This is a genomic window from Paenibacillus sp. FSL M7-0802, assembly GCF_038004945.1.
Taxonomy (GTDB): Bacteria; Bacillota; Bacilli; order Paenibacillales; family Paenibacillaceae; genus Paenibacillus; species Paenibacillus polymyxa_B.
This window is the reverse complement of sequence record NZ_JBBOSD010000001.1, coordinates 109,786-131,648: the sequence shown is the minus strand read 5'-3', so window position 1 is coordinate 131,648 and position 21,863 is coordinate 109,786. Positions and strand designations below refer to the sequence as shown.

Genomic DNA, 21,863 nt, shown 5'->3' with positions numbered 1-21,863 from the left:
TATTGACTACATTGAAATGAAATGTTATAGTAAGTCCAAGAGATAATTAAAATAAATTTTAACGGAGGTGAGTGCATGACACTAAGAGAAAGAACGCTACAGTTAATTAGTGAAAGAGGAATTAAAAAATCATTTATTGCTAGTAAATTATCAATAAGTAATTCTTTATTCTCACTATTTATTAACGATAAGCAGCCATTACAAAAGCCTGAAATAATGAAACTTGAAAAATTGATTAAATCTTATAAATAAATGAAACTTGGAGGAGAATAAATATGGGAGCTTTGCTGAAGACAGATAACTTTGTTGAGGATAAGAATGTAAGAGATCAATACATAGATAGAACTGAAGTACTTGAAAAAGTGAAATCTCTTTCTATGTTGCCTGATAAGAAACATATGACTGTTAGAGCAGTTGCAGATTTTTATGAGGTAGAATACGCCGTAATAGGTAATATGTTTACCAGATACAAAAAAGAGTTTCAAACAGACGGTGTTCATACTTTAACAAGTAAGGATGAGGCTTTTAACAAGTTGACAAAAGCCTTGCCCAGCAAGCAATTTGTAGTGAAGTTACTTCCTAAAAGAGCGGTATTGCGAATAGGAATGCTATTAAGAGACAGCGAAGTAGCAGTCAAGGTAAGAGACTATCTCTTGAAAGTTGAAGAAACATCTACTATAGATCAAAAGAGAGGCGTTTGGACAGATGCCGATTTGATAACACTTAACGAGATAATGAAAGACGAAACTAATAAGGGGAATAGTAAATGGGGTGCTATTAGAAAGGCAGCCAAAGTCATTAAAAAGAATCCTCATGCAATTTATCAGAAGTATAAAAACGTCAATAAGAAACATGGAACATTAGAAAAATATATTGAGGGAAATAATCTGATCTATTTGAATAAGCAATCCAAGGAATCTCAAGAAGAAGTATTGTTAGTGACTAAATCAACAGCGCATGAAGAGCAGCAACAGAATATAGTAGTAGGAACTTTTCAAACAAAGATGAATAAAATGCTTAATGATATGAAAAATATAAGTGATTTGGAATCAACTATCCATGATTTAAAACTAGAAGTCAGAGATCTAAAACATCAATTAGAAATAAAAGAAATGGAATTATCAGCTAATACTGAAAGCATTACTAAGAAAGATAAGATGATTAGTAAGTACAAGAAAGAAAAGTTAACCTTAGAAGCAAGTATAAAAGCAATTCGAAAAATAGTTTTAAATGGTGTAAAAGTAAACAGTAGTGAGGTACAAGATACATTAGAATCAGAAGCTTCAGGTCGTAAGTTTACACAGGATAAGAGTGGACTAATACAACTAAAATAGCTATTGAGAACTGAGTCTGTTAAAAGGCTCAGTTTTTTGATTAGTTTAATAATTAAATATAATGAATATTGATTATAAAATAAAAGTGTGATATAATAACATTATCGAAAGAGTAACAATGTATTGGATCAGGAAACGCTGTATTGTAAAACAACGATTTCATAAGAAATAGATATGAACAGAAGCATACGATAAAATAACCGGTGTGGAAATTTAAGGAGGATAAATTTATGAATAATGAAAGCTTTGAAATCGGCTCTGGACAGTGGTTTGTACAACAAGCACCGAAAAAAGATCAAAATTATGATGAATACAGGGTTGAAGTCGTTGGGATTTGCAATGAAAGGTTCAAAAAATATGGTGTGCAGGTTGGAGATAATGTAAAGATTGAAGTCGTTGGAAGTAGATCATACAAAGGGGTTGTTGGATATATCTTCGATGATCCTTCAAGTAAAGAAACCATTGTTTCTATAAAACAAAACAAAGGCTACAAAGACATAAAGAGCACTCTTATGGGAAAAATCGAAAAATTGTAGGTAGATGTATGAAATTTTTATCTGAGTTTATCACTAGAGATTATGAATATACCACTGAAGAAGAGAGAGCATACCACAAGAAAGCAATGATTCGAAATGGATGGGATCAAGTGTATGACTATAAAACAATTAACAACGATACTAGATGGGTTTATTGCGCTAGATATGAAAGAGATAATTGAGTGTCTAAGTAAAAACAGTATTTGATAATCTTTTGAAGGGAGAAAATTACGTATGAAGCACTACTCAAAATACAAATATGTTTATAATAACTGGTATGTAGCTAGTTGCGAGAAGCATGGTGAAAAACCAATTGATTTGACATCTACTTTGAAATTGTTCCTGAATGTAAAATGGAAGAAATGAGACAGTTGTTGCATCGATGGAGTAACACCATAAAAGCAGGATTTTACATAGAAAATTAAAAGGAGAACAATTATGACCAACTATAAAGTGTTTATCCTCGACGACGAAGAATTTGCTGTAAAGAGTAACATACAAATTTACGAAAGTGATTGTTTTGTATTTAAAAATGAAAGCTATTTTGTTAATAAAAGAGAAGGAAACAATCTGTTCGTAAAATGCATAAACAAAACAGTAAATGTATTCGAATGAAACAGTTATTTTATCTGATTTTTCTCGTACATATGTTCTCTCTCTATTGGGTTACATGATATAATATAAACTAATTGCGCATAACAGGGGGAGATATATATTTCTTGGTCATTTAGTCGGCATCAAAATAAAAAAAGATTAGAACCTATTCTTATAAATCAAATTTTCGAAATATATAGGAATATCGAAGAGTATGGTATGCATCCTAGGGAAGGTCAAGAAAATATGTCATTGGACATAGCAGAAGCATTTATTGACGATAATAACCTGATAATTGAAGCAGGTGTTGGAATTGGAAAGTCATATGCCTATTTGATTCCTTCGTTATTAATCAACAAAATGATTGGTAGACCTATTGTTATAGCGACTTCCTCAATTCAGTTGTCTGAGCAAATTTTTGAAGACATAGATGATATCTCTCAGAAATTGGGTTTTGATAACATTAAAGCAGTTATTGGCAAGGGGATGGGGAATTATTCATGCCAAGAAAGAACGGAAAAGATAATTGAAATGGGTTTATTAAAAAATGAAGATCAATTATTTGAAACTTTAGTTTCTGCAATTTCTTCTGGAAAGGTAAAACAAAGAAGTGATTTATCTTTTAGTATACAAGATAAAGATTGGAATAGGGTTGCTGTACAAAAGTGTACTTATGAAAAATGCACTTATAGAAATACGTGTGAATTTTATGAGATGAGAACCTTAATAAAGTCTGATTCTTGGCAAATTGATTTTATTGTAGTAAATCAAGATTTGTTAATTAGAGATCTAATTCGAAAGTATGAAACAGGAAGAGGATTTATAACAAGCAATAATGCACTGACAGTAATTGATGAAGCTCATAATTTCGAAGAGAAGGTTAGAAGTGCATTAACTCTTACATTCAATTTATCAGAAGTAAAGTGGTCTATAGGGAATGTTTCGAGATTGCTTGATTCTAGAGGTGTTTATACACACATGAAGAATATAGCCCTTCTTTTAAAGGATGTGGATAATTTATTCGAATTAATTGAAAAACAAATTTCAGATTTTGGAGTAACAGAGTCTGAAAGGTATGCTATATCACCACTCACTACAATTGATTTTAAAAAGTTAACTGAATTTACGAAAGAATTAATTACCTCTACGTCTTTGCTTGATACAGGCAAAAAAGAAAGACAGATTGATGATTTGTTACAAGATCTGAGAAATTTCCATACTCTATTTGAAGTCTTAGGACATCTCAGGACAGACCATCTAATATGGTCTCAAAAATCAAATAAAAACAAGGTAGAAATTAGTTACTGTCCGAAAAATATAAAAGATGTTTTGAGTGATAGACTGTTTGCAGGTAGGAATTCAGTTACCTTAACATCGGCTACAATGTGTCAGTCGGGAGAGCTGCTTGAAGAAAAGTACGATTACATTTCAAAAGCATTGGGGTTTATGGGCGTATTTGGTGAGCAGCAGTTCTCTCCTTATAATTATCATGATAATGCTTTGATGTATATCGCTAATGATATGCCCTTGTATAGAATTAACGGGGAGGATAACAGGAGTAACTTCCTAAAAGCTGCTTTAGATAAAATTGTATATCTTTGTGATTTAACTAAGGGAAGAACGCTGGTTTTATTCTCTGCAAAAGAGGATCTTAGATATGTGACTGACAATTTATCTTCAATGGACGTTAATTGGAATATCCTTATACAAAAAGAAGGATCTTCGCAAGAATCAGTATTAAGTGAGTTTAAAGAAAGTAAAGGTGTACTGTTTGGAACGGGTATTTTTTGGGAAGGGATAAATATTTCTGGCCCAGATCTATCGCAAGTAATAATAGTAAGGCTTCCTTTCCCTGTTCCAAATGATCCAATTACCGAATATAAGATAAACAATTCAAAAGATCATATGAATGAAATTTTACTTCCTGAGATGCTGATAAAGTTACGTCAGGGTACGGGGAGGCTTATTAGATCAGAGGTAGATACAGGTATTATTAGTATTTTGGATTCTCGAATCAGTGAAAGTCACAAAAAGTCATATAGAGAGGCTGTACTTAGTTCTTTGCCATTTAAAAAACATACGGAAGACATTGAGTTGGTGGAGCAATTTGTAAGAGAAAAAGTAATACCAAGGTTTTGACAGGGTTGAATTTTAGGGCGTGACCACTAAATATTTGGTTGCGCCTCAAGATAAAAGTTGAATTTTACAATGTAAAAAACACATAAGGAGTGGCATATTTATGAACCCACAAGCAATGCAAGAAGCTATGACATTGATGGAAAAGGCAAGGAAGTATGACGAATTAATCGCTTTTCCAGAAAGAGACTATGAGTTGCGCTGTTCATTTTGTGGTAAGGGTCAATCTGAATTAGATAAAATGGTGACAGCGAAGAACGTGTGTATTTGCAATGAATGTATTGGAGTATGCGTAGAAATTATTGCTGAAGATGAGAATGAAGGAGTCAGTACTAATGAATAGGCAGTGGTTTGTAAAAAGGATCATTCCTATAAGCGTAGTAATCTATGCGATTCTGTCAATTGGAATAGCGTTAATGTCGAAGTAATTCAGAATACATAGAACACCTAGTAAAAGCTTGAACAAAAAACGTTGATTCGTTTCATGAATATTAGCTCTTTACAGTTAGGAAAACTTATGAGCTAATAAGAGAAGTGATTCGTCGCAAGATTTGGTATACACACTACACTGATAAACAGCTTAGAGGTGAACAGCATGACTTTACATAAGTGCAAGAATGAATTTTGTTCAGGAAACATTGTATCTGATTATAAAGAAGCTGAATATTGTCTTAAATGCTATATGGATATGTTGAAAATTCTTCCCTTGTTTCACATACCAGTTGGAATTATGCCATATAAATCGGCAGAACAGATGAGAAATAACCCAAGTCAATGTAAGATGAAATTTTGTAAGAATAAGGCGCGGTTGAGAGGTAGATGTTTTAAGTGTTATATCGAGTTTACCAAAAAGCAAGAATCTGAGATGAAAAAGCTATAAAAGATTAATTTGACCAAGATCGCTTAGGCGGTCTTTTTTATATAATTAAATATAATGAAATTATAGAAAACCTATATACAAAAATAATTAAATGAAGTATAATAAAAACATAGAAAAGAACAATACATATGAGGTGATAAGCATGTGCAAGGTAACCGTGTTTGAGAAGGTGCTAGGTAAATTAGAGGCGAATATATATTCGTTCGATGATAAAATAGAAATGGCTAAGTTTGCCGCTCTATGTGAAGCAAATGGTGCAATGGTTGTTATAAATATTGGTTCAAAACAAACGGTGTAAAACTATATTTTTATTGGGAGTTGAAAAAATGAAATATTCTGAAGTAATAGTTCAACAAGGTATCATGTATGGTTGTCCCTGCGTTCTGTTCAAACATGACGAAGGCTTTGCTTGGTCTTATGGGCAGGATACAAAGGACCTCGGCAATATTTCAAGGGAAGCTGCCATTCAACGTTTTAACAGCAACTTTGCTTTGGATATATAGATAAAATGATCCTTTTAGGAGAAGTGATTAAAAATGTCTCAAAGAAAACAATGGTTTGAAAAGTTCATTGGCTGCTGTTTTGGCATTGATGGTGAAGAGTACATATTTCAAGGAACATACTCTAACACCGAAACAAGCAACGGAAAGCCCTATCAATACGTTTTCGAAGCCGAGGGGAAGCCACAGGTATTAGTGACTTATAAAGAAGCCCGTTCAATTATGGGAGCGATGATTGATAATTATAGTAAGGGGAGATAGATATGTTTGTTGTAAAATCAGAAGATTGGTATGTAAAATTTGATCGTTGGAATAAAAGGGTTGAGAGAGTAGAAGAAGCGACTCAATTCAAAACAAAGAAGATCGCTGAACATGCAGTTAAAGAGCTTATTAGAAATAATTGGGCAGAGATTTCTATTGAAGAGCTTTCTGAGTAGATCAAATGAATAATTTACGAGGAGATGTAATTCATGAGTAAGAAGTACTTGAGTTATGAAGAACAATTTAATGAAGTTCTAAATCAGGAAGAAATAAATCGTATTGAAAACGCCGAACTTAGAGACATTAGAATGAAGTACTGGAAATTACAGCGAGACGTATTTCTTGATGAAAAAAATATATCAGACGAAGAATTAAATGAAGTTTCAAAAGAATTGCTACGTAAAGAGATGGAGGAAATACAACGATTCAGAAACAATAAGTGAGTGAGTTTATAAAAGGATTCTTTTATTAAAATAAGGAGATGAACTAATGAAGCGTTTATTCAAAGTAAATTGGAATATGCCTTATGCAAAATATGAGACCTATGTATATGGTGACGATTACGAAGAAGCTCTACTGATCTTTAATGAAGAGATTCAGAAAGAAGTCTCAACCTATGATTTTGATTATATTAACGAAGTACCAATGAGTGGAATTATAGTAACAAAGCATATTAAATAATTTGATGAAAGAAGTATTTCACAGGACGAGAAGGAGGAGTAATGAAATGAAGACTAAGGTTTTTATATGTTCTAATGGAAAAGAGTTAATTGTTAAACATAGAAAATCAGCAGTGATTTTTGAAATGAATCAAAATCAGATTAACAATAAATATAATGTTACATATAATTTTGAGCTAAAAAATTTCGTTGAGTTGTTCAATTACATTAAAATGATTTCAAATGAAGCTTGGACTAATTTATCTCCCAAAGAAGCTTACAGTTTAGGAGCAGACTATAATGAATACTATGACAAAGAATTCGACAATAATGGCTATCTTCGTATTCATTAAAACAAAGTTTCTATAGATAGACCAGTTTTAGATAGCTATAAATTATATCAATTCAATAAGAAAAAAATGGAGTCATTTATTTATGATTTCGAAAAGATTGTTGTTTCCTAATATTAAGAGTAGTTCTTATAAAATAAGTCTTTTAATAAATATAATTCATATAACAACGGAGGAATAACTATGTTTACTGTGATCAATACAGAAACCAAACAATACCTTAGAGCAGATTGGGAAGAACATCGCGGTCAACTATATACTCATGACATTGATCTAGCTGCAAAGTTCGAAAGTTGGCACGATGCTGAAGATATTATAGAAGTAACAGAACAAGTAGTACCTTTGTTCGATTAAAAAATAAATATAATTAAAGGAGTGTTTAAAATGGATACATATATGATAGTCGTAGACGGAAAAGTAAAAGAAGAGATCGAAACCGCTGGACGTTCCAATGAAGCAATGAGCTTTGTGTTAATTGATCGATTCTATCATTGGAAAGGTTTATCTGGTAATGTCAACATCTATAGCTCTTTGACAGGGAGTGAATATCGCTATGTTTAAAGCTGGGGCATTAAAAGATAATAAGCTGTATGTTAGGAATAATCAGGGCAAGTGGATTGAATTACATGAAGCAGCTAAACAATATGAACAGCACAGAAATTTGAAGCATACATAATAAAAATAGCCATAATGTGGTCTTTTTAATAAACAAAAATAATGAATACGTTGAATAACTAAAAGAAATGTGTTATGATTTATTTAACGATAGGTAAACATTGTAAAGGAACTAGTAACATAGTATTGTAGAGTTTGAAGAATATTGCACAGAGATGATAACAGAATGAGTCAGGATAAAAAGAAGCTATTCGTATACGACGAAGCAACTAAAAAGGAAATGGAAGTAGATGTTTCACGTATTGTCACTTTTCAAGCTAGGACTATTAAAAGGAAGTCAATGTTGGTGGCTTTCATGGATGATGGCAATCAATACATTATGTTGTAGTAAAAGGTTTATTTTATAAAGAAAAGTGGTGAACGATGTGTCGGAGATGACTTTTAGTTTAGAAAGATATTTAATAAATGATATTTACGATAAAGAAACTATAATAAAATATGTCATGACGATGACTGAACTTGAAGAAATAGATTTGTTACTACAACAGAATGAAAGGTACGTATTAATCAGCAAGTCACATGAGATCGTAACTTTATCAGATCTGCCGACTGAATATTTGGACACATTACTTGAAAAGACATCTAAAGACCCCAAGAACGCTATGGTTTTAACTGAGATCCATCGTATTATCAACGCAAGACAAGATTCTATCAAATAACTATTTTAGGGGGAAATAAGCCTAATGAATCTGATTAATGAACAAATTGAATTGCTAATTAAATTAAACCAATCAGAAACAGAGAAGAACCAATCTCTTCAAAATATCTACGGTGACGAAATAATTGAAGGCTTGAAGGCTCTTGAATTAATTGAATTTGAACAAGTATTGCGCCTAACTGAGAAAGGAAAGTCTATTGTCAATGAAGCTTAAAAGGGAGGATAAATATGTATACGGTCATAGTGGGATTCGATAATATTACAGAAGTGTATCAAGTTGAAAAATATAATGATGAGATTAAAAATGCAATCGAATATCTGAATACATATGGGGTCGATTCAATCGAGTTTGTATGTGAGGGTGAAATTGTCGAGAATGTTTATCAATTATATTCAATTGAATATATGATTAATAGGTTTGAGAAAAGTGATTTCTTTGAAAATTATTGTGACTTAAGTGAAAAACCATTGATGGAAAATTACAAAGAGTTACTAAGGAAAATGGCTGCAAGATAATTTGTCTTACATAAAAAAAGAAGAGGGAATATGGGTGTTGTGATCTTTATGATGAATCTCAATCGCTTCTAGAGTGGCAAGATCCATTTCAATTAGGAACTACAAACTTTTTTCATTGAGCTTTAGCCTCCAAGGGTATATTAAAGTATTTGTGTCGATAAAGAAGAGGAAAAGAAATGGGAGATGTTTTTATGACAAGAGAGGATATAATAAATGATCGCATTAAGAATATCACACAGGAGGTAGAATCAATTGATAAGAAAATAAAAGCAGAGGCTAAGAAGTTAATTGAATCCGTAACTCCAAAGAGCCTTGAAAAAATTGTTGAACTGAAATCAGAGAGAGAAAAACTTGTTAAAGCACAATATGAACTATATGTAATTATCGGGACGAGCATAAACTGATCAAATGACTGTTTTATCACAATTTATAGAAGGAAGGTGTTTAGATATGACAAAACATTTATGGGAAGTTGAGCATCCTTATTATTGCAATTTGAGCAATTATCGTACAAAAGGAGACGAAGGAGGTTACGAATATAGTTCGTTTGAAGAGTTTTTGAAAGAATGGGATGATGCCGATATGGATTACCATTTGCTCTTTAGATGGGATTGGAAAGTGTATGACGAAGGTAGCGATGAATTACATATGTTTTGGATGCTTCAGCGGAGAGGCGATTATCAATACTGTACAGTTAAAGTAGACAAAGAGGATGAGGATAAAGTAAAAGAGTTCTTGCAGCCAAGATGGGAGTATATGAAGACATTATGGGAACCTTTTATTTAAATCTCATGATGAAGAAGTGATTCATGCGAAGGAGCATTGCCATGACAAATAAGATTAACCTCTACGTAGATGACCTCAGAGACTGTCCAAAATGGATTTGTGGTCGCTCGTACATACTATGAAGCAATACATATCCTTGAAACCAGAAGTATTGGCATTCTTACGTTAGACCATTATTTAGGCGAAGATGTTGATGGTAAAGAGCTGCCTAATGGATATGATTTGGTGAAGTACTTCTGTGAGCATGGTTTGAGGGCTGATAAGATCTATTTACATACAGATAATCCTGTGGGACGTAAAAGCATGTATGAGACGTTGTTGGCTGCTCAAAGGAGAGGTTTTATTGAACAGGATATTGAAATTTACTATTATCCAATCACAGGAAATAAGTATTTAGGCTAACTCATGACAGGGAGAGGAGTGTTTGTCCATGGGTGAAGATAAAAATCGGGGGTTCCATATTGTCTGTGAAAATTGTAAGAGTGAAGACATTTCATTTAGTTGTAATCCGGGCGAATTTGAAAATGAAGTTTTTATAGAGTGTAATCAATGTGGGAATAGGCAAACAGAGTACTGTTAGTTGGTAAAAGGCATGTTTTATCCAAAAACAAAGGGAGTTGGACATATGAATATTAAAACGATCTCTAAAGAAATTCGTCAGGATCTTTATAATGTTGAATTGAGCGAAGAGGAAGTCGATGCTCTTTATCGCTATATCAATCTTGGTGATTATGGTATTGAATTAACTGAAGGAATAAATATCTTAGAAAAGGATACATTATGGTTAATTGTGGCTGAACTTAATAACAAGAAGGATTTTCCCAATATACTTTATATCAATATCTTAGCCCATCTTAAGAAGCTTTTGTATCCAATCGAATAGTAGCTAAGCTATTTCTAATGATCGAATGCAAGTTTGATCATCTCTTTTTTTTATTTTAAACGGAAGGGAGAAAGTAGGTTGGTATCAAATAGGCTAATAGACAACTTAAAATCTAAACAAAATAAATGGAGCTACAACCAACGTATATGGTTAAGAGGTGCTAGCATTGGATGGATAAAGGGCTATTGTGACATCAAAGATAAATATGCGGTTGAGAGATTGGTGAATGGAAAATTAGTATTAAGATTATATTTGTCAGAAAATATTCTCGAGTATGATCCTTGGGATGAAGAAAAGAAGAAACAAAATAAAGAGCGAATAGATAACATAAATAGACAAAAGCGTATAGAAGGTTAATTAAGATTTTTGATGGATGGCAGTGCGAAATGCAGATTTAACTAAGAGATAGGTGAATTGTAAAATGTATTGTGAGAAGTGTGGTAAGAAACTAGAGGATGTGTTGGAACACGTTAAGCACATCCTCCATGAGTGCAATGGATAAAATACATACAAGTAAGGGGAAGCAACAATAATGGATGAGAAGACTAGAGAAGCACTTAGGAAGGCTGTATGTCTAATTGGTATTGGAGAAGGGCTGAAGGCAAGTGAATTGATCAAAAAGTTATTGGTTCAACAAAATTGAAATATGAGTTGATTTCATGCTTAACGAAAAGTATAATTAAATTAACAAAGAACGAAGTCGTAGTGGCAAGACACACGGCTACCGTTTTATAAAATTATCCGTAGAAACAGCCTAGTCCCCGCCAAGAGATAGGCTATTTTCTTTTTTTACAGATAAAATATAATTTTTATTAAGAAACCTGCCAACTTACATGGCAGGTTCTTTGTGTTGAGGCATGTTTTTTTGTATTTGACCCGCTCTATGCAATATTTTTAATAAAGTGTCTAAATCATCACTGGCAATAGGCCGTCGATCTTCTTTATTGCTTTCTTGAATTTCTATAGTTAATTCAGTTATTTTATTATTCTGTGTACGTATTATCTCTTGCATGTTAAGATACTCAACTCGTAAATTGTTTAGAGCTTGAATTGCATTGTCTATTTCGTTCATAAAATTTATATCAGTCTTTTGAATTAGTGATGGAGTGCTAGCACTGTGTATTGAGCTTTTCTTATTGTTCATTCTTTCTTCTTTTGCTGCTTTTATTTCATTGTAGTACTTATGTCTTAGCGCGCTATTCCATCTAAATCCACAAGCTGCTGCTGTACGATTAAGTTCTTTCCCAACCTCCTGAAATGCAGTTAGTTGCGTTTTGTTAATACGTATATGGGTTAGCACTGTTTTAGTTAGTAGATCATCATCAAATTGAGTCCAAGCGTCTTGTCGCATCTATATTCCTCCAATATACTTTTTAGTAAGTATATCCAGTTGTCAAGTTTTCTATGCAGTAAAATTGCGAATATACACATGGTGTTTAATTTACTTGACAGAACAAACGTTCCGTATTGTATTTTATTATTTTTATTTGTATAATTACCAGTATAGAGAGCAAGAAAAGAGAAGTATTGTTAGAGTTAGAGTCAAAGTAGATGTTGTAGATATATATAATGAGAATAAATATGAAAATAAGAACAAGAAAAATAAGATTCAGTAATAAGGAGTGTGTACATAATGGCAGTAGCAATTGAAAACGTAACTAGAGAATTTAAGAGATTGGATGTATGGATTGCCAATCTAGGAGAAGTAAACGGAGGACGAACGAACGTACAAAAAGGACAAAGACCTGTGTTGGTTATAAGTAATAATGTAGGAAATAAGTATTCTTCGGTAGTGATGGTTGTACCTTTATCTGCTCAAACTCAAAAAGCAAATATGCCAACACATGTCTTATTAGACAAAGATAAATGTGGATTTGACAGACATTCTGTTGCGTTGTTTGAGCAAATGCGAGTGTTAGATAAAAGTGATTTAGTATGTAAAGTAGCAAGTGTGCCGTTGGAGTATGAAAAAAGTCTAAATAGTACATATAAAGTAGTAGCAGGAATTAGTTAAACTTAACAAAAATGAAATAAAAGAAGGAATCACCTTCTTTTATTTTTTATTTAAAGTAAGTAATTCTGAAATATCAATTCCTAGTTCATCGCATAGAATAGAAATATTCTTTAAAGAAATTTGTTTCACATCGTTGTTACACATATTGTTGATAGTGGCTTGTCTAATACCTGTTCTTCTAGCAATTTCTCTTTCACTAATTTCAAATTTTATAAGTATTGATTTGAGATTGATGTCAACCCAAGACATACACATTTCCTCCATTAATTACAAATAGGGGTTGACACGAAAACGGATAAATCCTATAATATAACACAGGTGATACGTTTTTCGTGTCACTAACATAATAAGACAAATACACTCCCTATGATTTGGGCGTAGGGTGTATTTGTCATTTTATTCTAGCAGAGTTTTCGGTGAAATAACAGTAAAAAAATACATCCTTAGAGGGCAGCTACCATGAAAAGATATCGTTTAATGAAATTAACAGCTTACGATAAAGAGCACAAATTGAAAACATGGAGATTTGTTAATATTGAAGCAGAAAAAGCGCATGAGTTAAATAATTTTATGGCTAATGGTTTTCGTATATGGGACTCAGACAGAAATAAAGTAGTAAAAACAAATCTTGATCTAGATAACTGGATAAAGAATCATCATGAGGAGTGAATGGAGAAATGCCCCAAATTCTAACAAGACATATGATTGAAACCGCTTATAAATACTCTAGAAAGGTGTATCATAATGAGTTGGAGCTTAGTTCTGCGCTCAGTCATATTTCACTGCTATCAGGTATGCATAGAGGGACAGCTTTGGCATACATCTCTGATTTTTGTTCAATGATGGAAGGCCAAGCATTTAAGAGAAAGATGACCGCAGATGCAACAAAATATTACTTGTTAAATATCTATAAAGATTATGGTATAGAAGCTTTAAATGGAGCTGTAGCAGCAGTCAAGTTACATATAAAATATTTTAAAGAAGAGAAAAGTTTGAATCTGGTTAGACTTACAATGGTCGTTAAAGAGTTTGACAAAGGGTTGGTTAATAATGAAATAGTAATTGAAGAATAATTAAAAGAAATACTAGAAAGCGGGCATAAATTATGCTACGCTTATTTTTTTACTCTTTGATAATAATTATCGCTTATAGTATATTTAAATGGGGGTGTATTATGGGAACTAATATTATGACCTACACGCTAAATAGCGGTATTAAAGGAACTATTAGCCTATCCACGAAGCAAATACAGGACTGGATAGAATCGTATCGTGTAGGCAGTAAATATGTAACCACAGTAGGCAAAGAGCATTTTGGATTGAATCCTGAGCTTGTAGCAGATTTTAAAGTACATAATGAATTTTCTGAGCAGCGGGAACATGTAGCAGCTATTCAACCTACAGTCGCAAGTAAGGCTAGCGAACAGTTATCGGAAGCATACAGCCAGTATAAAGCATTAATTCAGGTGGAATGTAAATGTGGAGCTTCTTATATAGAGGAGCCAGCGTATAAGAGGAACAAATGGGGGTGTAAAGAGTGTGGCGATATTGTGTTCCTGGATAGTAAGATGGGTATGGTTGATACAGTGAAGGGTAAGGCTTGGTATATGACTAATAGGTATTTTGTTGAGAGGTGAATTATAATATGAGTATGGAACTTGAAAATAAGTATATAGCTGAAGCAAAGCTGGCGGCAAAGCAAGCAGGAGGATACCTTACAGTTGAACTCTTTGACTTATATAGAGACAAAGAAAAAACTACTACATGGGATACCTACAATAGAAAAGCTAAAACAAATTTTAAAGATTTTTTGAAAAAAGCTGATATCCCAACAAAAGAAGAATATTTATTAGAAAAAAATAGGATTAAAGCAATTAGTAATTTCAAATTATTAAATGTATTAAATGGGTATGTAGATAAAATAGATTATGAAGAAGGTAATTTAGAGCCTGCTTGGGATTACATATCTGACCACTTTGGGATAGAGAAGATATGTAAAGCTGCTGAAGTGAATTTGAAAAACAAATATACAAACGTTGAATCGATGATTGTTGATTTAAAAAATTCTATAAAAAAAATAGGCTATATCCCAACAAAAGTAGAATATGATAGTTTGAAACTCAAGCCATCTTCTAGTGCTATGAACAATAAAGGGTTGAGCTGGACTGAAGCGATGAAAAAAGCAGAATTTTCTCCGAAGAAAGTTGGAGAAAAAGTGTGTGAATACGAAAGATGTTATTCGCAGTTTCCATATATTGAAGAGAAGAGATTCTGCATCACTTGTGAGAATAAAATAAAGAATGAAATTCTAAATAAAATCGAATTAATGAATACTAAAGACTTAAAAGATGTGACTAAAGTTCTGGTTTTGGAAGGTAATAATCACAATTTGTTAGATAAACTTAGGAAAAAATGATCGTGTATATTTATTATATTTATGTGTTATAATTCTTTAATAAAGGAGTGTATCACATTTGAAAACTGATCGTAGAGAAGTAGAAAAGATAATTACTGAAATACTTGACGAACATAAGACAAATAGAAAGAAGATACTTAGTGTAAATGACAGATTAAACTCACTAGGAGTTCCATATGGAACATTAAACGAGATTGTTTTGAAAAAGAAAAGTATTGAAGAGGTCAGCCTACCCTTATTATGTGTCTTTACTGACTGCATTAATAGTGTTTTTAGTGGTATAGATCCACTTGAGCATTTTACAGCGACTGAAATTAGAGAAGCCAAAGAAAGTGTAGCATCAGAATTTGTTAGTGAAACAATAAGTCTACCTTTGACTTTTAATGCAATACAAATTGACGAAAAAGCATATTCATCAAAAATATCAGCTAAACTTTTAAACAAGATGTTTGAATCACAAATGATAATATATGATCCAAGGTCTCAAAGAGGACTAAAATATAAAGGTAATCGTAATGAAGGGATTATTGAAACCCCAATTGTAAATCAGTCATCAGTTAGAACTATTGCCAATAAACTTGTTGCGAAAGACTATCTAACTGATACCATAAGGTTTAATGTTTATAACTTTGAATCAGAGCCAGTAACTTGGATTCCAAAAGAAGACGACTTTGGACAATTAGTAATAAACAAAGACGCTACAATAAGTATATTAGATGGTTTTCACCGTTTGCAGGCTACTGTCAAAGCAATGAATGAGAAGAATGATTTAGATTTTAATTTTGAATTATCGATTAGAACTTATGATCAACAGACCGCTTCTAAATTTTTTGGTCAGATAAACACAATCAACATTCTAAATAAAGACAGAAAGAAAGAATTGTCATCGGAAGGGCGTTCAGCTTCTGTCGTAAAAGAATTGCAAACAAACCAAGACAGCGAACTCAAGGGTATTCGAATTGCTTCTGCAACCAAGCCTAATACTGCTGTTGGACAGTTAACAACTTTCAGTATCTTAAATTTAGCGATTGAAAGAACCTTTAATCCTCAGACGTATCTTGATTATCAAAATGTATCTCACTATCTTGTGAAATATTTTGGTATTTTGATAAGTCTATATGTGGATGCTTTTTTGGAAAATAGAGAAAAGTATGATAAAAGCTATATAAATCACCCTTTAATGTTTTTTGGATACACGGTGATTGCTTATAGAATGTATCAAAAAGATAATCAAAACATCAGTCCTAAGGAGTTAAATAAAATAATTGATAATCTTGATTTAAGTAACGATAAAATACTGATAGATTTATTTGAGGCTAAAAGAGCTTATTCGTCTACTCGCATTCAAGTGGACATACTAAAACATTTCGAAAATTTAATTAAAGAGGTGTAACAAATTGAATAATATATATGGGGATAGCCTATATAATCCAGAAATCAAAAAAAGATTTTTAAGCGAATTCAGAGAAAACACTCGTAAAAACTATGAAGGAAAGCTAAAACGAGCAAGTAGAGTAGAAATGAGATTAGGTAAAGACCTCTACGATTTTACATTAAGCGAATTTGAAGAGGTTATTTACCTCTTGGCTCCCACAAAGTTAAGTAGTGCCATGAACTATGGGTCAATTCTCAGAAAATATGTTGAGTGGGCAAGTGGGCATGGTCTTAGAAAAGATAAAATGAATCCACTTGCTTCAATGAAAGGGAAAAGCGATTTTGAAAAATTTGTACCACAGCAAACATTAATTCGAAAAGATCACCTAGACGATGCTTTATCAGAGTTGGATAGCTATAGAGATATAGCGATAATACTATCAATATTTGAAGGTATACTGGGTAGAAACAGTTCTGAAATAAGAACTTTAAAAGTGGGAAATATCGATAAGGTCAATAATAAAATAAAACTAACAAATGTAGACCGCTATGAAACAACAGAAAGAGAAATCATTGTTAGTGATTTTTTAATTGATGCTCTTTTAGCAGCAGATCAAGAGGAAGTGTATAAATCTAATTTTGGTGAAGGCAGCAAAAGGAAAGACACTTCCAAATTAAAAGACAGTGATTATATAATAAAGAGCACAAGAGGAGAAGAAGTTAAGCAGTCATTAATAACATTTGTTATTACTAAATTTGGTGAAAAGCTGAATAGACCAAGTTTATCTCCAATCGATATAAGAAATTCAGGTATGTTAGAAATGGCAAGAAAAGAATATCTCCGTGAGAATAAAAAAACTTTAGATCGTTCAGATATTCATAAGATATGTAAACAATTTAATGTTGGTTTGCGTGATGGTGGCATAATCAACAGTACAATGTATACTCAAGATTTCCTCAATGAAGAAACCATAAAAAGAGTTTACCCTGAAGTAGAATAAGTTTTTCTTATTCTACTTTTTTTTATGGAAAATTGTGTTGACATCAACGAAAACGCATGATATATTTAGGGTACAAATTCATTATATTTAATTATAAGAACGTGAGGGCTAACATGGAAACGGCTAAATACATAATATTTTCAATGTTGGATGGTATGGCAATTTTTATTTTTGGATTTGGTATGTATTCTATAAAGCTAAGAGACTACTGGGTTCAATTTATCGTTTCAAGTCTGTGTATTTCTGTAGGTACCTTCTTGTATGTGGAATACGACCTTCCGACTAGAGTTGCACCGATTGCCAATTTATTATTATTGATAATATTTCTCGTGATTTTATTTAAACTATCTCCCCTTTCATCATTGAGGATATCGGGAATAAGTTTTTTAGTGCAGATGATTTTACAAACTTTAACTGCGCTTATACTTGCAAGTACACTTAATATTGATTTTTTTGAAACAACAAAAGAATATGGAATACTGATTCAATTCTTGGGTGACACAGTAATGGTCATCATAAGTTTGATATTAAGGAAACGATCTATCTTCTTTACAACATTACCATATCAATATACATTAAAATTCAAAATTAACACCTCGAATATAATACTTTTTATTGTGTCTCTGCTCGGTATAGCTTTAATGACAAAGCCTACTTTCAACAATATGACTTCAAGTGTAGTTTTCTGGATAGCAATATTCGTATTATTGATTCTAATAGAAAGAAGAAAGGAAATTAAAAATGAATATGATTGATCAAATAGCCGATAAGTGGAGTTGTGCAGCTAAAAGTAAATATCCTGATGAATTACCGTCACAACAAATAGTGAGATATACATTAAAATTTATAATCTCGAATACCATTCCCATATTTATAGTATTAATTGCATCGATGCTATTAGGCATTACTAAAGAAACAGTATTTGCATTAATAGGGTTTTCATCACTTAGAATGTTTTCAGGTGGTTTTCACTTTAAATCGGCAGATATGTGCATAGTTTTTTCATCGCTATTAATAATTTTAATAGCATTGGGAGGCAATTATTTCGAGAATTACTCTTTTGCTATGTATCTAGCCAGTGTAATATTGGTAATGATATATGCACCAAGTAAGATAGAACAGCAAACAAGAGTGAAACCGGAAAAATTTAAATGGTTTAAAATTATATCCTTAATAATAGTTTCGCTGATATATATAATAAATATTCCAGTAATGAATTTAGCTGTTTTAGTACAAAGTCTCCTCTTGATACGCTTGAGAGGAGGTGAAAAGTTATGAAATTGAACAAACTTATGCTGATTGTTGGTAGTTTTTGCTCTCTGTTGGCAGTAACAGTGGTAAGCACTGCTAGTTGGACATTGATCCATGGAGAAGCAGTGCCAGAAGAATTGAAATAATATATTTGGGGTCCCGCTCTTTCTTCTGGGTGGGGCGAGACCCCAAATGAATTAAGAGGTGATAATATTGAAGTCAACAGACACTATAAAAGTAGTAAAAAAAATAGGTGACAAAATAGATGAAGTAGCAATTATGTTACCAGTGTCAGAAGTTCAAGGATTTAGAACTGAAAAAAAGAGCGGAAAAACAGGACAAACACGGATTGTATACATAACAGATAATGGTGAGTTTATTGATGAAACAAGAACAGAACAGACAATGCGTTTATTTGAGAACATTGAAGGATTCGTAAGAGTTGGGAGAGGAAGTATGGCCGATGTGACTAAGATTGACGAAATCGATGAAAGGGTATATGAGATATATTTTGATAAGAGTAAAAAAAGCTTTGTGGAAATCGCAGCGGTACATTTGGCAACAGTAAAAAAAATGTTACAGAGACTAAGAAACAATAAAAAATAAATGTTATTTTTGGTTTACTATTGCTTATACCTTTTGGCAGTAGTATAATTTGAATAAACACGAACATAGGTTCCCTAAATAGCGATTCGACAAAAAGTGACACACTATATGGACATTTTTCCAGTATATTGATTAAGTCAATATATTTAGACATGGTGTGTAAAGTTGTTGCCTAATTATAGTAATCTCGTATAATAAAAGTATAGAATTCGACAGCAAGGAGATAATGCTATGCAGCAAGACGAACTAATATATCGGCTTGAGATACCACAAAGAGCCACAATAATAATAACAAAAATGAGTTTTCTTCTAAGAAGTGACTCTGACAGACAAAAAATGTTTACATTTTGCAATGATAATCCCGGCTCTGAGTATGTATTTCTCGCTGAGAAAAGAAAACAGTTGATTGACGAAGAAGGTTATAAAGACAAGAATGAATTTATTAGTGATTATAATGATAATAATATCAAGGCGCTTGAGAAATTATGTCAAGAAAAAGTTGATGGTTTTAAGTTGGCTAGATTAAAAGTAACAGATCCAGAAACATTATATAGCTTGTATGAAAAAAATAAATATTCAAATTTGCTGCATTTAGCCTTGTCTTAGATAACCTTTGCCGAGCGTATTGGTTCGGCTGATTACATACTCCACAGATAGAGATAGAAGTTGTAAGGATGAATTAAACAAATAAATATAATGAAGTGTTGACTTAACGAAAACATCGTGATATATTTAATTAGCAAGGTGATTGACCTCATAAAAGAATACTTTTATCATGAAAGTACAATTACCAAAAGGCAATACATAAGGGTCTTTCGTCTAAATGGTTAAGACACCAATCTCATAAATTGGCTGATGCCCGTTCAAGTCGGGTGAGACCCACCAAAAATAACACACTATAAAGTGTGATTATATAGATAAAGTACAATTGAAAGGAGATGCTGAAACATGAACAGATATTACGATAGTGGATTTACTTAGTCTCAATGAAGAAGCCAACAACAATTGTCAAAGAAGTACATACATAATAACGTGCCTAGCGCGATTATATAGATGCAACACATCTCACTTTACCAGGTGGTGATATCAATCAAAAACAAGCTAAGAAGCCCTCCCTTTTATGATTGGTCAGAGTCCGATTAATCAAATAAAAATAATTATACATAAAAGGGAGATATAAAATACATATGGCAGACTATAAGATTAAAGTAAACAAAAAACATGGCGGTAAAGAATTTAAAAATAACTTTAGATTTATCGGTAAAGTAAGCCAAGTAAATAAAAAGAATCAAGAAACTGAAAGTTGGGATAAACTACCTTACTTTGAAGAAAAGCTGACACGTTCAGAAAAACCGAAAGCGCGACGTGTTCTGCAATTTAATATTGAAACAGCATTAAGCAACAATCTCAAAGTGGAAATTGCTGGCATGGAGCAACAGTACGTTTATGCTTACAGTAAAAAACACAATAAAACAGCCAAACTTGGCTGGAACGTTCGATTTGATAAAGAGAAGTGGAAGGACTTGAACGAGAAGATTAAAGAAATTGATGAAACGTATCACCTAATTGAAGCTCCTTGGGATAAAGCGAAAGAACTATCTGATTATATCCAAGATGATGCATGGGTAGAAGTTAAAGGAGTATATGAGTTCGAAGAGATTGCAGGAGACAATGGTAGTGTAGAGTTTAAAAAGAGAACTATTACATCTGTTTTGCCAATTGTAGATGGAAAGATTGTCGATAAGGATGGAAACGCTGCTGCCATCAAGGTTGATAGAAAAGAAATTAATTATGTACAAGATTTGAAATCTTCGGAGTTTATTGAAGTTAACAATTTTAGTATGCAACTAGGAATTAAGAGTACTTATCAAGATGAAGCTACTGGAGACACTAAGATTAATGGAGTTTTTCTGAAGAACGGCAAGGAACGTTCAGAGCCTATGGATGTTGAGCTTATCGTTTATCAAGCAGAGGCGGCAGAAGGTAAAGTGTCGATGGCTAATGCATTTGCATCTCTTAATACATACGATTTCATTGAAGTAACAGGGCAAGATAATCAACGCGCAACATATGCGTATGTAGACATTGTAGAAGAGCTGCCATCCGATGACCCATTTAACGATGTTGATGACTCTCAAAAGGAAACAAGACAAGAGCGAGTTGTTAATGGAGACAAAAAGGGACTTGAAGTAATTAGCTATGTACAGGGAAGCCTTATGCGTGAACTGCTTACTGAAGAAGAGTTCAAGAAGTCTGCTGTTTTGACAAATGAAAACCCATTTAGTGGAAGTGTTGCAAGTGATGATCCGTTTAATCAAACAGCCAATCCATCCGATGATCCATTTACAGCAAATAACGACGATCCTTTCGCGTGAGAGTAGATTCTTACAATTTATTAGAAAACGGTCTGTGTGTAAAAGCGCAGACCAAACAT

General features: G+C 32.6%; 36 protein-coding genes and 1 tRNA gene. 35 read left to right on the top strand and 2 right to left on the bottom strand.

All coding sequences use genetic code 11. The features are described from left to right. Positions 1–75: 75 nt before the first annotated feature. From MHB54_RS00880 to MHB54_RS00780, 21 genes are all read left to right on the top strand, one after another. Positions 76–252 carry a hypothetical protein gene (locus MHB54_RS00880; protein ID WP_340981270.1) on the top strand — a complete coding sequence of 59 codons (177 nt, stop codon included), beginning with the start codon at positions 76–78 and terminating at the stop codon, positions 250–252. A 23-nt stretch (positions 253–275) separates the two neighbouring features. Beyond that, positions 276–1,334, top strand: a complete 1,059-nt coding sequence (locus MHB54_RS00875) for a hypothetical protein (RefSeq protein ID WP_340981268.1) — start codon at positions 276–278, stop codon at positions 1,332–1,334. Between the two features lie 230 nt (positions 1,335–1,564). Next, a complete protein-coding gene (locus MHB54_RS00870) occupies positions 1,565–1,870 on the top strand; it encodes a hypothetical protein (protein ID WP_340981266.1) in 306 nt (101 codons plus the stop codon). Positions 1,871–2,710: 840 nt separating this feature from the next. Then, positions 2,711–4,603 (top strand): ATP-dependent DNA helicase, encoded by a 1,893-nt coding sequence (locus tag MHB54_RS00865; RefSeq protein ID WP_340981264.1) that lies wholly within the window; start codon positions 2,711–2,713, stop codon positions 4,601–4,603. Positions 4,604–4,703: 100 nt separating this feature from the next. Then, complete coding sequence (locus MHB54_RS00860) at positions 4,704–4,943, top strand: ClpX C4-type zinc finger protein (protein WP_068940337.1); 240 nt, start codon at positions 4,704–4,706, stop codon at positions 4,941–4,943. A 679-nt stretch (positions 4,944–5,622) separates the two neighbouring features. After that, on the top strand, positions 5,623–5,778 hold the full coding sequence (locus MHB54_RS00855) for a hypothetical protein (RefSeq protein ID WP_340981261.1): 156 nt from the start codon (positions 5,623–5,625) through the stop codon (positions 5,776–5,778). A 28-nt stretch (positions 5,779–5,806) separates the two neighbouring features. After that, positions 5,807–5,983 carry a hypothetical protein gene (locus tag MHB54_RS00850; protein WP_175405258.1) on the top strand — a complete coding sequence of 59 codons (177 nt, stop codon included), beginning with the start codon at positions 5,807–5,809 and terminating at the stop codon, positions 5,981–5,983. A 33-nt stretch (positions 5,984–6,016) separates the two neighbouring features. After that, complete coding sequence (locus tag MHB54_RS00845; RefSeq protein ID WP_340981259.1) at positions 6,017–6,241, top strand: hypothetical protein; 225 nt, start codon at positions 6,017–6,019, stop codon at positions 6,239–6,241. Positions 6,242–6,243: 2 nt separating this feature from the next. Next, entirely contained in the window at positions 6,244–6,417 is a 174-nt protein-coding gene (locus MHB54_RS00840) for a hypothetical protein (RefSeq protein ID WP_340981258.1), read from the top strand. A gap of 33 nt (positions 6,418–6,450) precedes the next feature. Continuing rightward, positions 6,451–6,684 (top strand): hypothetical protein, encoded by a 234-nt coding sequence (locus MHB54_RS00835; protein WP_340981257.1) that lies wholly within the window; start codon positions 6,451–6,453, stop codon positions 6,682–6,684. A gap of 46 nt (positions 6,685–6,730) precedes the next feature. Beyond that, entirely contained in the window at positions 6,731–6,922 is a 192-nt protein-coding gene (locus MHB54_RS00830) for a hypothetical protein (RefSeq protein ID WP_340981255.1), read from the top strand. A 46-nt stretch (positions 6,923–6,968) separates the two neighbouring features. Then, a complete protein-coding gene (locus tag MHB54_RS00825; protein ID WP_340981253.1) occupies positions 6,969–7,253 on the top strand; it encodes a hypothetical protein in 285 nt (94 codons plus the stop codon). 180 nt (positions 7,254–7,433) lie between these two features. Next, positions 7,434–7,604 carry a hypothetical protein gene (locus tag MHB54_RS00820; RefSeq protein WP_175405259.1) on the top strand — a complete coding sequence of 57 codons (171 nt, stop codon included), beginning with the start codon at positions 7,434–7,436 and terminating at the stop codon, positions 7,602–7,604. Between the two features lie 30 nt (positions 7,605–7,634). Continuing rightward, the gene (locus tag MHB54_RS00815; protein ID WP_340981250.1) at positions 7,635–7,811 is read left to right on the top strand and encodes a hypothetical protein; all 177 of its coding nucleotides are present in this window, start codon (positions 7,635–7,637) and stop codon (positions 7,809–7,811) included. Positions 7,812–8,608: 797 nt separating this feature from the next. After that, positions 8,609–8,797, top strand: a complete 189-nt coding sequence (locus tag MHB54_RS00810; protein WP_340981248.1) for a hypothetical protein — start codon at positions 8,609–8,611, stop codon at positions 8,795–8,797. Between the two features lie 14 nt (positions 8,798–8,811). Further along, positions 8,812–9,099, top strand: coding sequence for a hypothetical protein (locus tag MHB54_RS00805; protein WP_068940367.1), 288 nt, complete (start codon positions 8,812–8,814; stop codon positions 9,097–9,099). Positions 9,100–9,275: 176 nt separating this feature from the next. Then, positions 9,276–9,503 carry a hypothetical protein gene (locus tag MHB54_RS00800; protein ID WP_068940369.1) on the top strand — a complete coding sequence of 76 codons (228 nt, stop codon included), beginning with the start codon at positions 9,276–9,278 and terminating at the stop codon, positions 9,501–9,503. Positions 9,504–9,549: 46 nt separating this feature from the next. Beyond that, complete coding sequence (locus MHB54_RS00795; protein WP_340981244.1) at positions 9,550–9,885, top strand: hypothetical protein; 336 nt, start codon at positions 9,550–9,552, stop codon at positions 9,883–9,885. Positions 9,886–9,954: 69 nt separating this feature from the next. Next, entirely contained in the window at positions 9,955–10,287 is a 333-nt protein-coding gene (locus MHB54_RS00790; RefSeq protein WP_340981243.1) for a cyclic-phosphate processing receiver domain-containing protein, read from the top strand. A gap of 223 nt (positions 10,288–10,510) precedes the next feature. Further along, positions 10,511–10,768, top strand: a complete 258-nt coding sequence (locus MHB54_RS00785; RefSeq protein WP_340981241.1) for a hypothetical protein — start codon at positions 10,511–10,513, stop codon at positions 10,766–10,768. A gap of 78 nt (positions 10,769–10,846) precedes the next feature. Further along, positions 10,847–11,125, top strand: coding sequence for a hypothetical protein (locus tag MHB54_RS00780; RefSeq protein WP_340981239.1), 279 nt, complete (start codon positions 10,847–10,849; stop codon positions 11,123–11,125). 472 nt (positions 11,126–11,597) lie between these two features. Here MHB54_RS00780 and MHB54_RS00775 read toward each other — a convergent pair whose 3' ends face one another. Further along, positions 11,598–12,119: an RsfA family transcriptional regulator gene (locus MHB54_RS00775; RefSeq protein WP_340981238.1), complete on the bottom strand. Its 522-nt coding sequence runs from the start codon at positions 12,117–12,119 to the stop codon at positions 11,598–11,600. Between the two features lie 282 nt (positions 12,120–12,401). On the opposite strand from MHB54_RS00775, the gene MHB54_RS00770 reads away from it, so the two are divergent. Next, positions 12,402–12,782: a type II toxin-antitoxin system PemK/MazF family toxin gene (locus tag MHB54_RS00770; protein WP_340981236.1), complete on the top strand. Its 381-nt coding sequence runs from the start codon at positions 12,402–12,404 to the stop codon at positions 12,780–12,782. 39 nt (positions 12,783–12,821) lie between these two features. Here MHB54_RS00770 and MHB54_RS00765 read toward each other — a convergent pair whose 3' ends face one another. Continuing rightward, entirely contained in the window at positions 12,822–13,031 is a 210-nt protein-coding gene (locus MHB54_RS00765) for a helix-turn-helix domain-containing protein (protein WP_068940387.1), read from the bottom strand. Between the two features lie 210 nt (positions 13,032–13,241). Between MHB54_RS00765 and MHB54_RS00760 the strand changes: the two genes are divergently transcribed. From MHB54_RS00760 to MHB54_RS00700, 13 genes are all read left to right on the top strand, one after another. Beyond that, positions 13,242–13,451 (top strand): hypothetical protein, encoded by a 210-nt coding sequence (locus tag MHB54_RS00760; protein WP_340981234.1) that lies wholly within the window; start codon positions 13,242–13,244, stop codon positions 13,449–13,451. An 8-nt stretch (positions 13,452–13,459) separates the two neighbouring features. Further along, positions 13,460–13,855 (top strand): hypothetical protein, encoded by a 396-nt coding sequence (locus MHB54_RS00755; RefSeq protein ID WP_068940389.1) that lies wholly within the window; start codon positions 13,460–13,462, stop codon positions 13,853–13,855. A 101-nt stretch (positions 13,856–13,956) separates the two neighbouring features. Continuing rightward, positions 13,957–14,418, top strand: a complete 462-nt coding sequence (locus MHB54_RS00750; RefSeq protein ID WP_340981233.1) for a hypothetical protein — start codon at positions 13,957–13,959, stop codon at positions 14,416–14,418. Positions 14,419–14,426: 8 nt separating this feature from the next. After that, the gene (locus MHB54_RS00745; protein WP_340981232.1) at positions 14,427–15,197 is read left to right on the top strand and encodes a hypothetical protein; all 771 of its coding nucleotides are present in this window, start codon (positions 14,427–14,429) and stop codon (positions 15,195–15,197) included. Between the two features lie 58 nt (positions 15,198–15,255). After that, a complete protein-coding gene (locus MHB54_RS00740) occupies positions 15,256–16,590 on the top strand; it encodes a DNA sulfur modification protein DndB (RefSeq protein WP_340981230.1) in 1,335 nt (444 codons plus the stop codon). Between the two features lie 4 nt (positions 16,591–16,594). Continuing rightward, the gene (locus tag MHB54_RS00735) at positions 16,595–17,572 is read left to right on the top strand and encodes a phage lytic cycle repressor MrpR family protein (RefSeq protein ID WP_310168692.1); all 978 of its coding nucleotides are present in this window, start codon (positions 16,595–16,597) and stop codon (positions 17,570–17,572) included. Between the two features lie 113 nt (positions 17,573–17,685). Continuing rightward, positions 17,686–18,327 (top strand): hypothetical protein, encoded by a 642-nt coding sequence (locus tag MHB54_RS00730; RefSeq protein ID WP_340981227.1) that lies wholly within the window; start codon positions 17,686–17,688, stop codon positions 18,325–18,327. Then, the gene (locus MHB54_RS00725) at positions 18,314–18,850 is read left to right on the top strand and encodes an accessory gene regulator ArgB-like protein (RefSeq protein WP_340981225.1); all 537 of its coding nucleotides are present in this window, start codon (positions 18,314–18,316) and stop codon (positions 18,848–18,850) included. The genes MHB54_RS00730 and MHB54_RS00725 overlap by 14 nt, the downstream gene beginning before the upstream one ends. After that, positions 18,847–18,969 (top strand): hypothetical protein, encoded by a 123-nt coding sequence (locus MHB54_RS00720; protein ID WP_019687660.1) that lies wholly within the window; start codon positions 18,847–18,849, stop codon positions 18,967–18,969. Before MHB54_RS00725 ends, MHB54_RS00720 begins: the two co-directional genes overlap by 4 nt. 67 nt (positions 18,970–19,036) lie before the next feature. Further along, positions 19,037–19,429, top strand: a complete 393-nt coding sequence (locus MHB54_RS00715) for a hypothetical protein (RefSeq protein WP_068940502.1) — start codon at positions 19,037–19,039, stop codon at positions 19,427–19,429. A gap of 231 nt (positions 19,430–19,660) precedes the next feature. Continuing rightward, positions 19,661–20,035, top strand: coding sequence for a hypothetical protein (locus tag MHB54_RS00710; protein ID WP_068940504.1), 375 nt, complete (start codon positions 19,661–19,663; stop codon positions 20,033–20,035). A gap of 202 nt (positions 20,036–20,237) precedes the next feature. Then, positions 20,238–20,314, top strand: a tRNA-Ile gene (locus MHB54_RS00705). Positions 20,315–20,616: 302 nt separating this feature from the next. Continuing rightward, complete coding sequence (locus tag MHB54_RS00700) at positions 20,617–21,804, top strand: hypothetical protein (protein ID WP_068940506.1); 1,188 nt, start codon at positions 20,617–20,619, stop codon at positions 21,802–21,804. Positions 21,805–21,863 lie beyond the last annotated feature (59 nt).

Coding starts and splice junctions, on each gene's coding strand:
- MHB54_RS00880 (WP_340981270.1), top strand. CDS start 76: ATGACACTAAGAGAAAGAACGCTACAGTTAATTAGTGAAAGAGGAATT.
- MHB54_RS00875 (WP_340981268.1), top strand. CDS start 276: ATGGGAGCTTTGCTGAAGACAGATAACTTTGTTGAGGATAAGAATGTA.
- MHB54_RS00870 (WP_340981266.1), top strand. CDS start 1,565: ATGAATAATGAAAGCTTTGAAATCGGCTCTGGACAGTGGTTTGTACAA.
- MHB54_RS00865 (WP_340981264.1), top strand. CDS start 2,711: ATGTCATTGGACATAGCAGAAGCATTTATTGACGATAATAACCTGATA.
- MHB54_RS00860 (WP_068940337.1), top strand. CDS start 4,704: ATGAACCCACAAGCAATGCAAGAAGCTATGACATTGATGGAAAAGGCA.
- MHB54_RS00855 (WP_340981261.1), top strand. CDS start 5,623: ATGTGCAAGGTAACCGTGTTTGAGAAGGTGCTAGGTAAATTAGAGGCG.
- MHB54_RS00850 (WP_175405258.1), top strand. CDS start 5,807: ATGAAATATTCTGAAGTAATAGTTCAACAAGGTATCATGTATGGTTGT.
- MHB54_RS00845 (WP_340981259.1), top strand. CDS start 6,017: ATGTCTCAAAGAAAACAATGGTTTGAAAAGTTCATTGGCTGCTGTTTT.
- MHB54_RS00840 (WP_340981258.1), top strand. CDS start 6,244: ATGTTTGTTGTAAAATCAGAAGATTGGTATGTAAAATTTGATCGTTGG.
- MHB54_RS00835 (WP_340981257.1), top strand. CDS start 6,451: ATGAGTAAGAAGTACTTGAGTTATGAAGAACAATTTAATGAAGTTCTA.
- MHB54_RS00830 (WP_340981255.1), top strand. CDS start 6,731: ATGAAGCGTTTATTCAAAGTAAATTGGAATATGCCTTATGCAAAATAT.
- MHB54_RS00825 (WP_340981253.1), top strand. CDS start 6,969: ATGAAGACTAAGGTTTTTATATGTTCTAATGGAAAAGAGTTAATTGTT.
- MHB54_RS00820 (WP_175405259.1), top strand. CDS start 7,434: ATGTTTACTGTGATCAATACAGAAACCAAACAATACCTTAGAGCAGAT.
- MHB54_RS00815 (WP_340981250.1), top strand. CDS start 7,635: ATGGATACATATATGATAGTCGTAGACGGAAAAGTAAAAGAAGAGATC.
- MHB54_RS00810 (WP_340981248.1), top strand. CDS start 8,609: ATGAATCTGATTAATGAACAAATTGAATTGCTAATTAAATTAAACCAA.
- MHB54_RS00805 (WP_068940367.1), top strand. CDS start 8,812: ATGTATACGGTCATAGTGGGATTCGATAATATTACAGAAGTGTATCAA.
- MHB54_RS00800 (WP_068940369.1), top strand. CDS start 9,276: ATGGGAGATGTTTTTATGACAAGAGAGGATATAATAAATGATCGCATT.
- MHB54_RS00795 (WP_340981244.1), top strand. CDS start 9,550: ATGACAAAACATTTATGGGAAGTTGAGCATCCTTATTATTGCAATTTG.
- MHB54_RS00790 (WP_340981243.1), top strand. CDS start 9,955: ATGACCTCAGAGACTGTCCAAAATGGATTTGTGGTCGCTCGTACATAC.
- MHB54_RS00785 (WP_340981241.1), top strand. CDS start 10,511: ATGAATATTAAAACGATCTCTAAAGAAATTCGTCAGGATCTTTATAAT.
- MHB54_RS00775 (WP_340981238.1), bottom strand. CDS start 12,119: ATGCGACAAGACGCTTGGACTCAATTTGATGATGATCTACTAACTAAA.
- MHB54_RS00770 (WP_340981236.1), top strand. CDS start 12,402: ATGGCAGTAGCAATTGAAAACGTAACTAGAGAATTTAAGAGATTGGAT.
- MHB54_RS00765 (WP_068940387.1), bottom strand. CDS start 13,031: ATGTCTTGGGTTGACATCAATCTCAAATCAATACTTATAAAATTTGAA.
- MHB54_RS00760 (WP_340981234.1), top strand. CDS start 13,242: ATGAAAAGATATCGTTTAATGAAATTAACAGCTTACGATAAAGAGCAC.
- MHB54_RS00755 (WP_068940389.1), top strand. CDS start 13,460: ATGCCCCAAATTCTAACAAGACATATGATTGAAACCGCTTATAAATAC.
- MHB54_RS00750 (WP_340981233.1), top strand. CDS start 13,957: ATGGGAACTAATATTATGACCTACACGCTAAATAGCGGTATTAAAGGA.
- MHB54_RS00745 (WP_340981232.1), top strand. CDS start 14,427: ATGAGTATGGAACTTGAAAATAAGTATATAGCTGAAGCAAAGCTGGCG.
- MHB54_RS00730 (WP_340981227.1), top strand. CDS start 17,686: ATGGAAACGGCTAAATACATAATATTTTCAATGTTGGATGGTATGGCA.
- MHB54_RS00725 (WP_340981225.1), top strand. CDS start 18,314: ATGAATATGATTGATCAAATAGCCGATAAGTGGAGTTGTGCAGCTAAA.
- MHB54_RS00720 (WP_019687660.1), top strand. CDS start 18,847: ATGAAATTGAACAAACTTATGCTGATTGTTGGTAGTTTTTGCTCTCTG.
- MHB54_RS00710 (WP_068940504.1), top strand. CDS start 19,661: ATGCAGCAAGACGAACTAATATATCGGCTTGAGATACCACAAAGAGCC.
- MHB54_RS00700 (WP_068940506.1), top strand. CDS start 20,617: ATGGCAGACTATAAGATTAAAGTAAACAAAAAACATGGCGGTAAAGAA.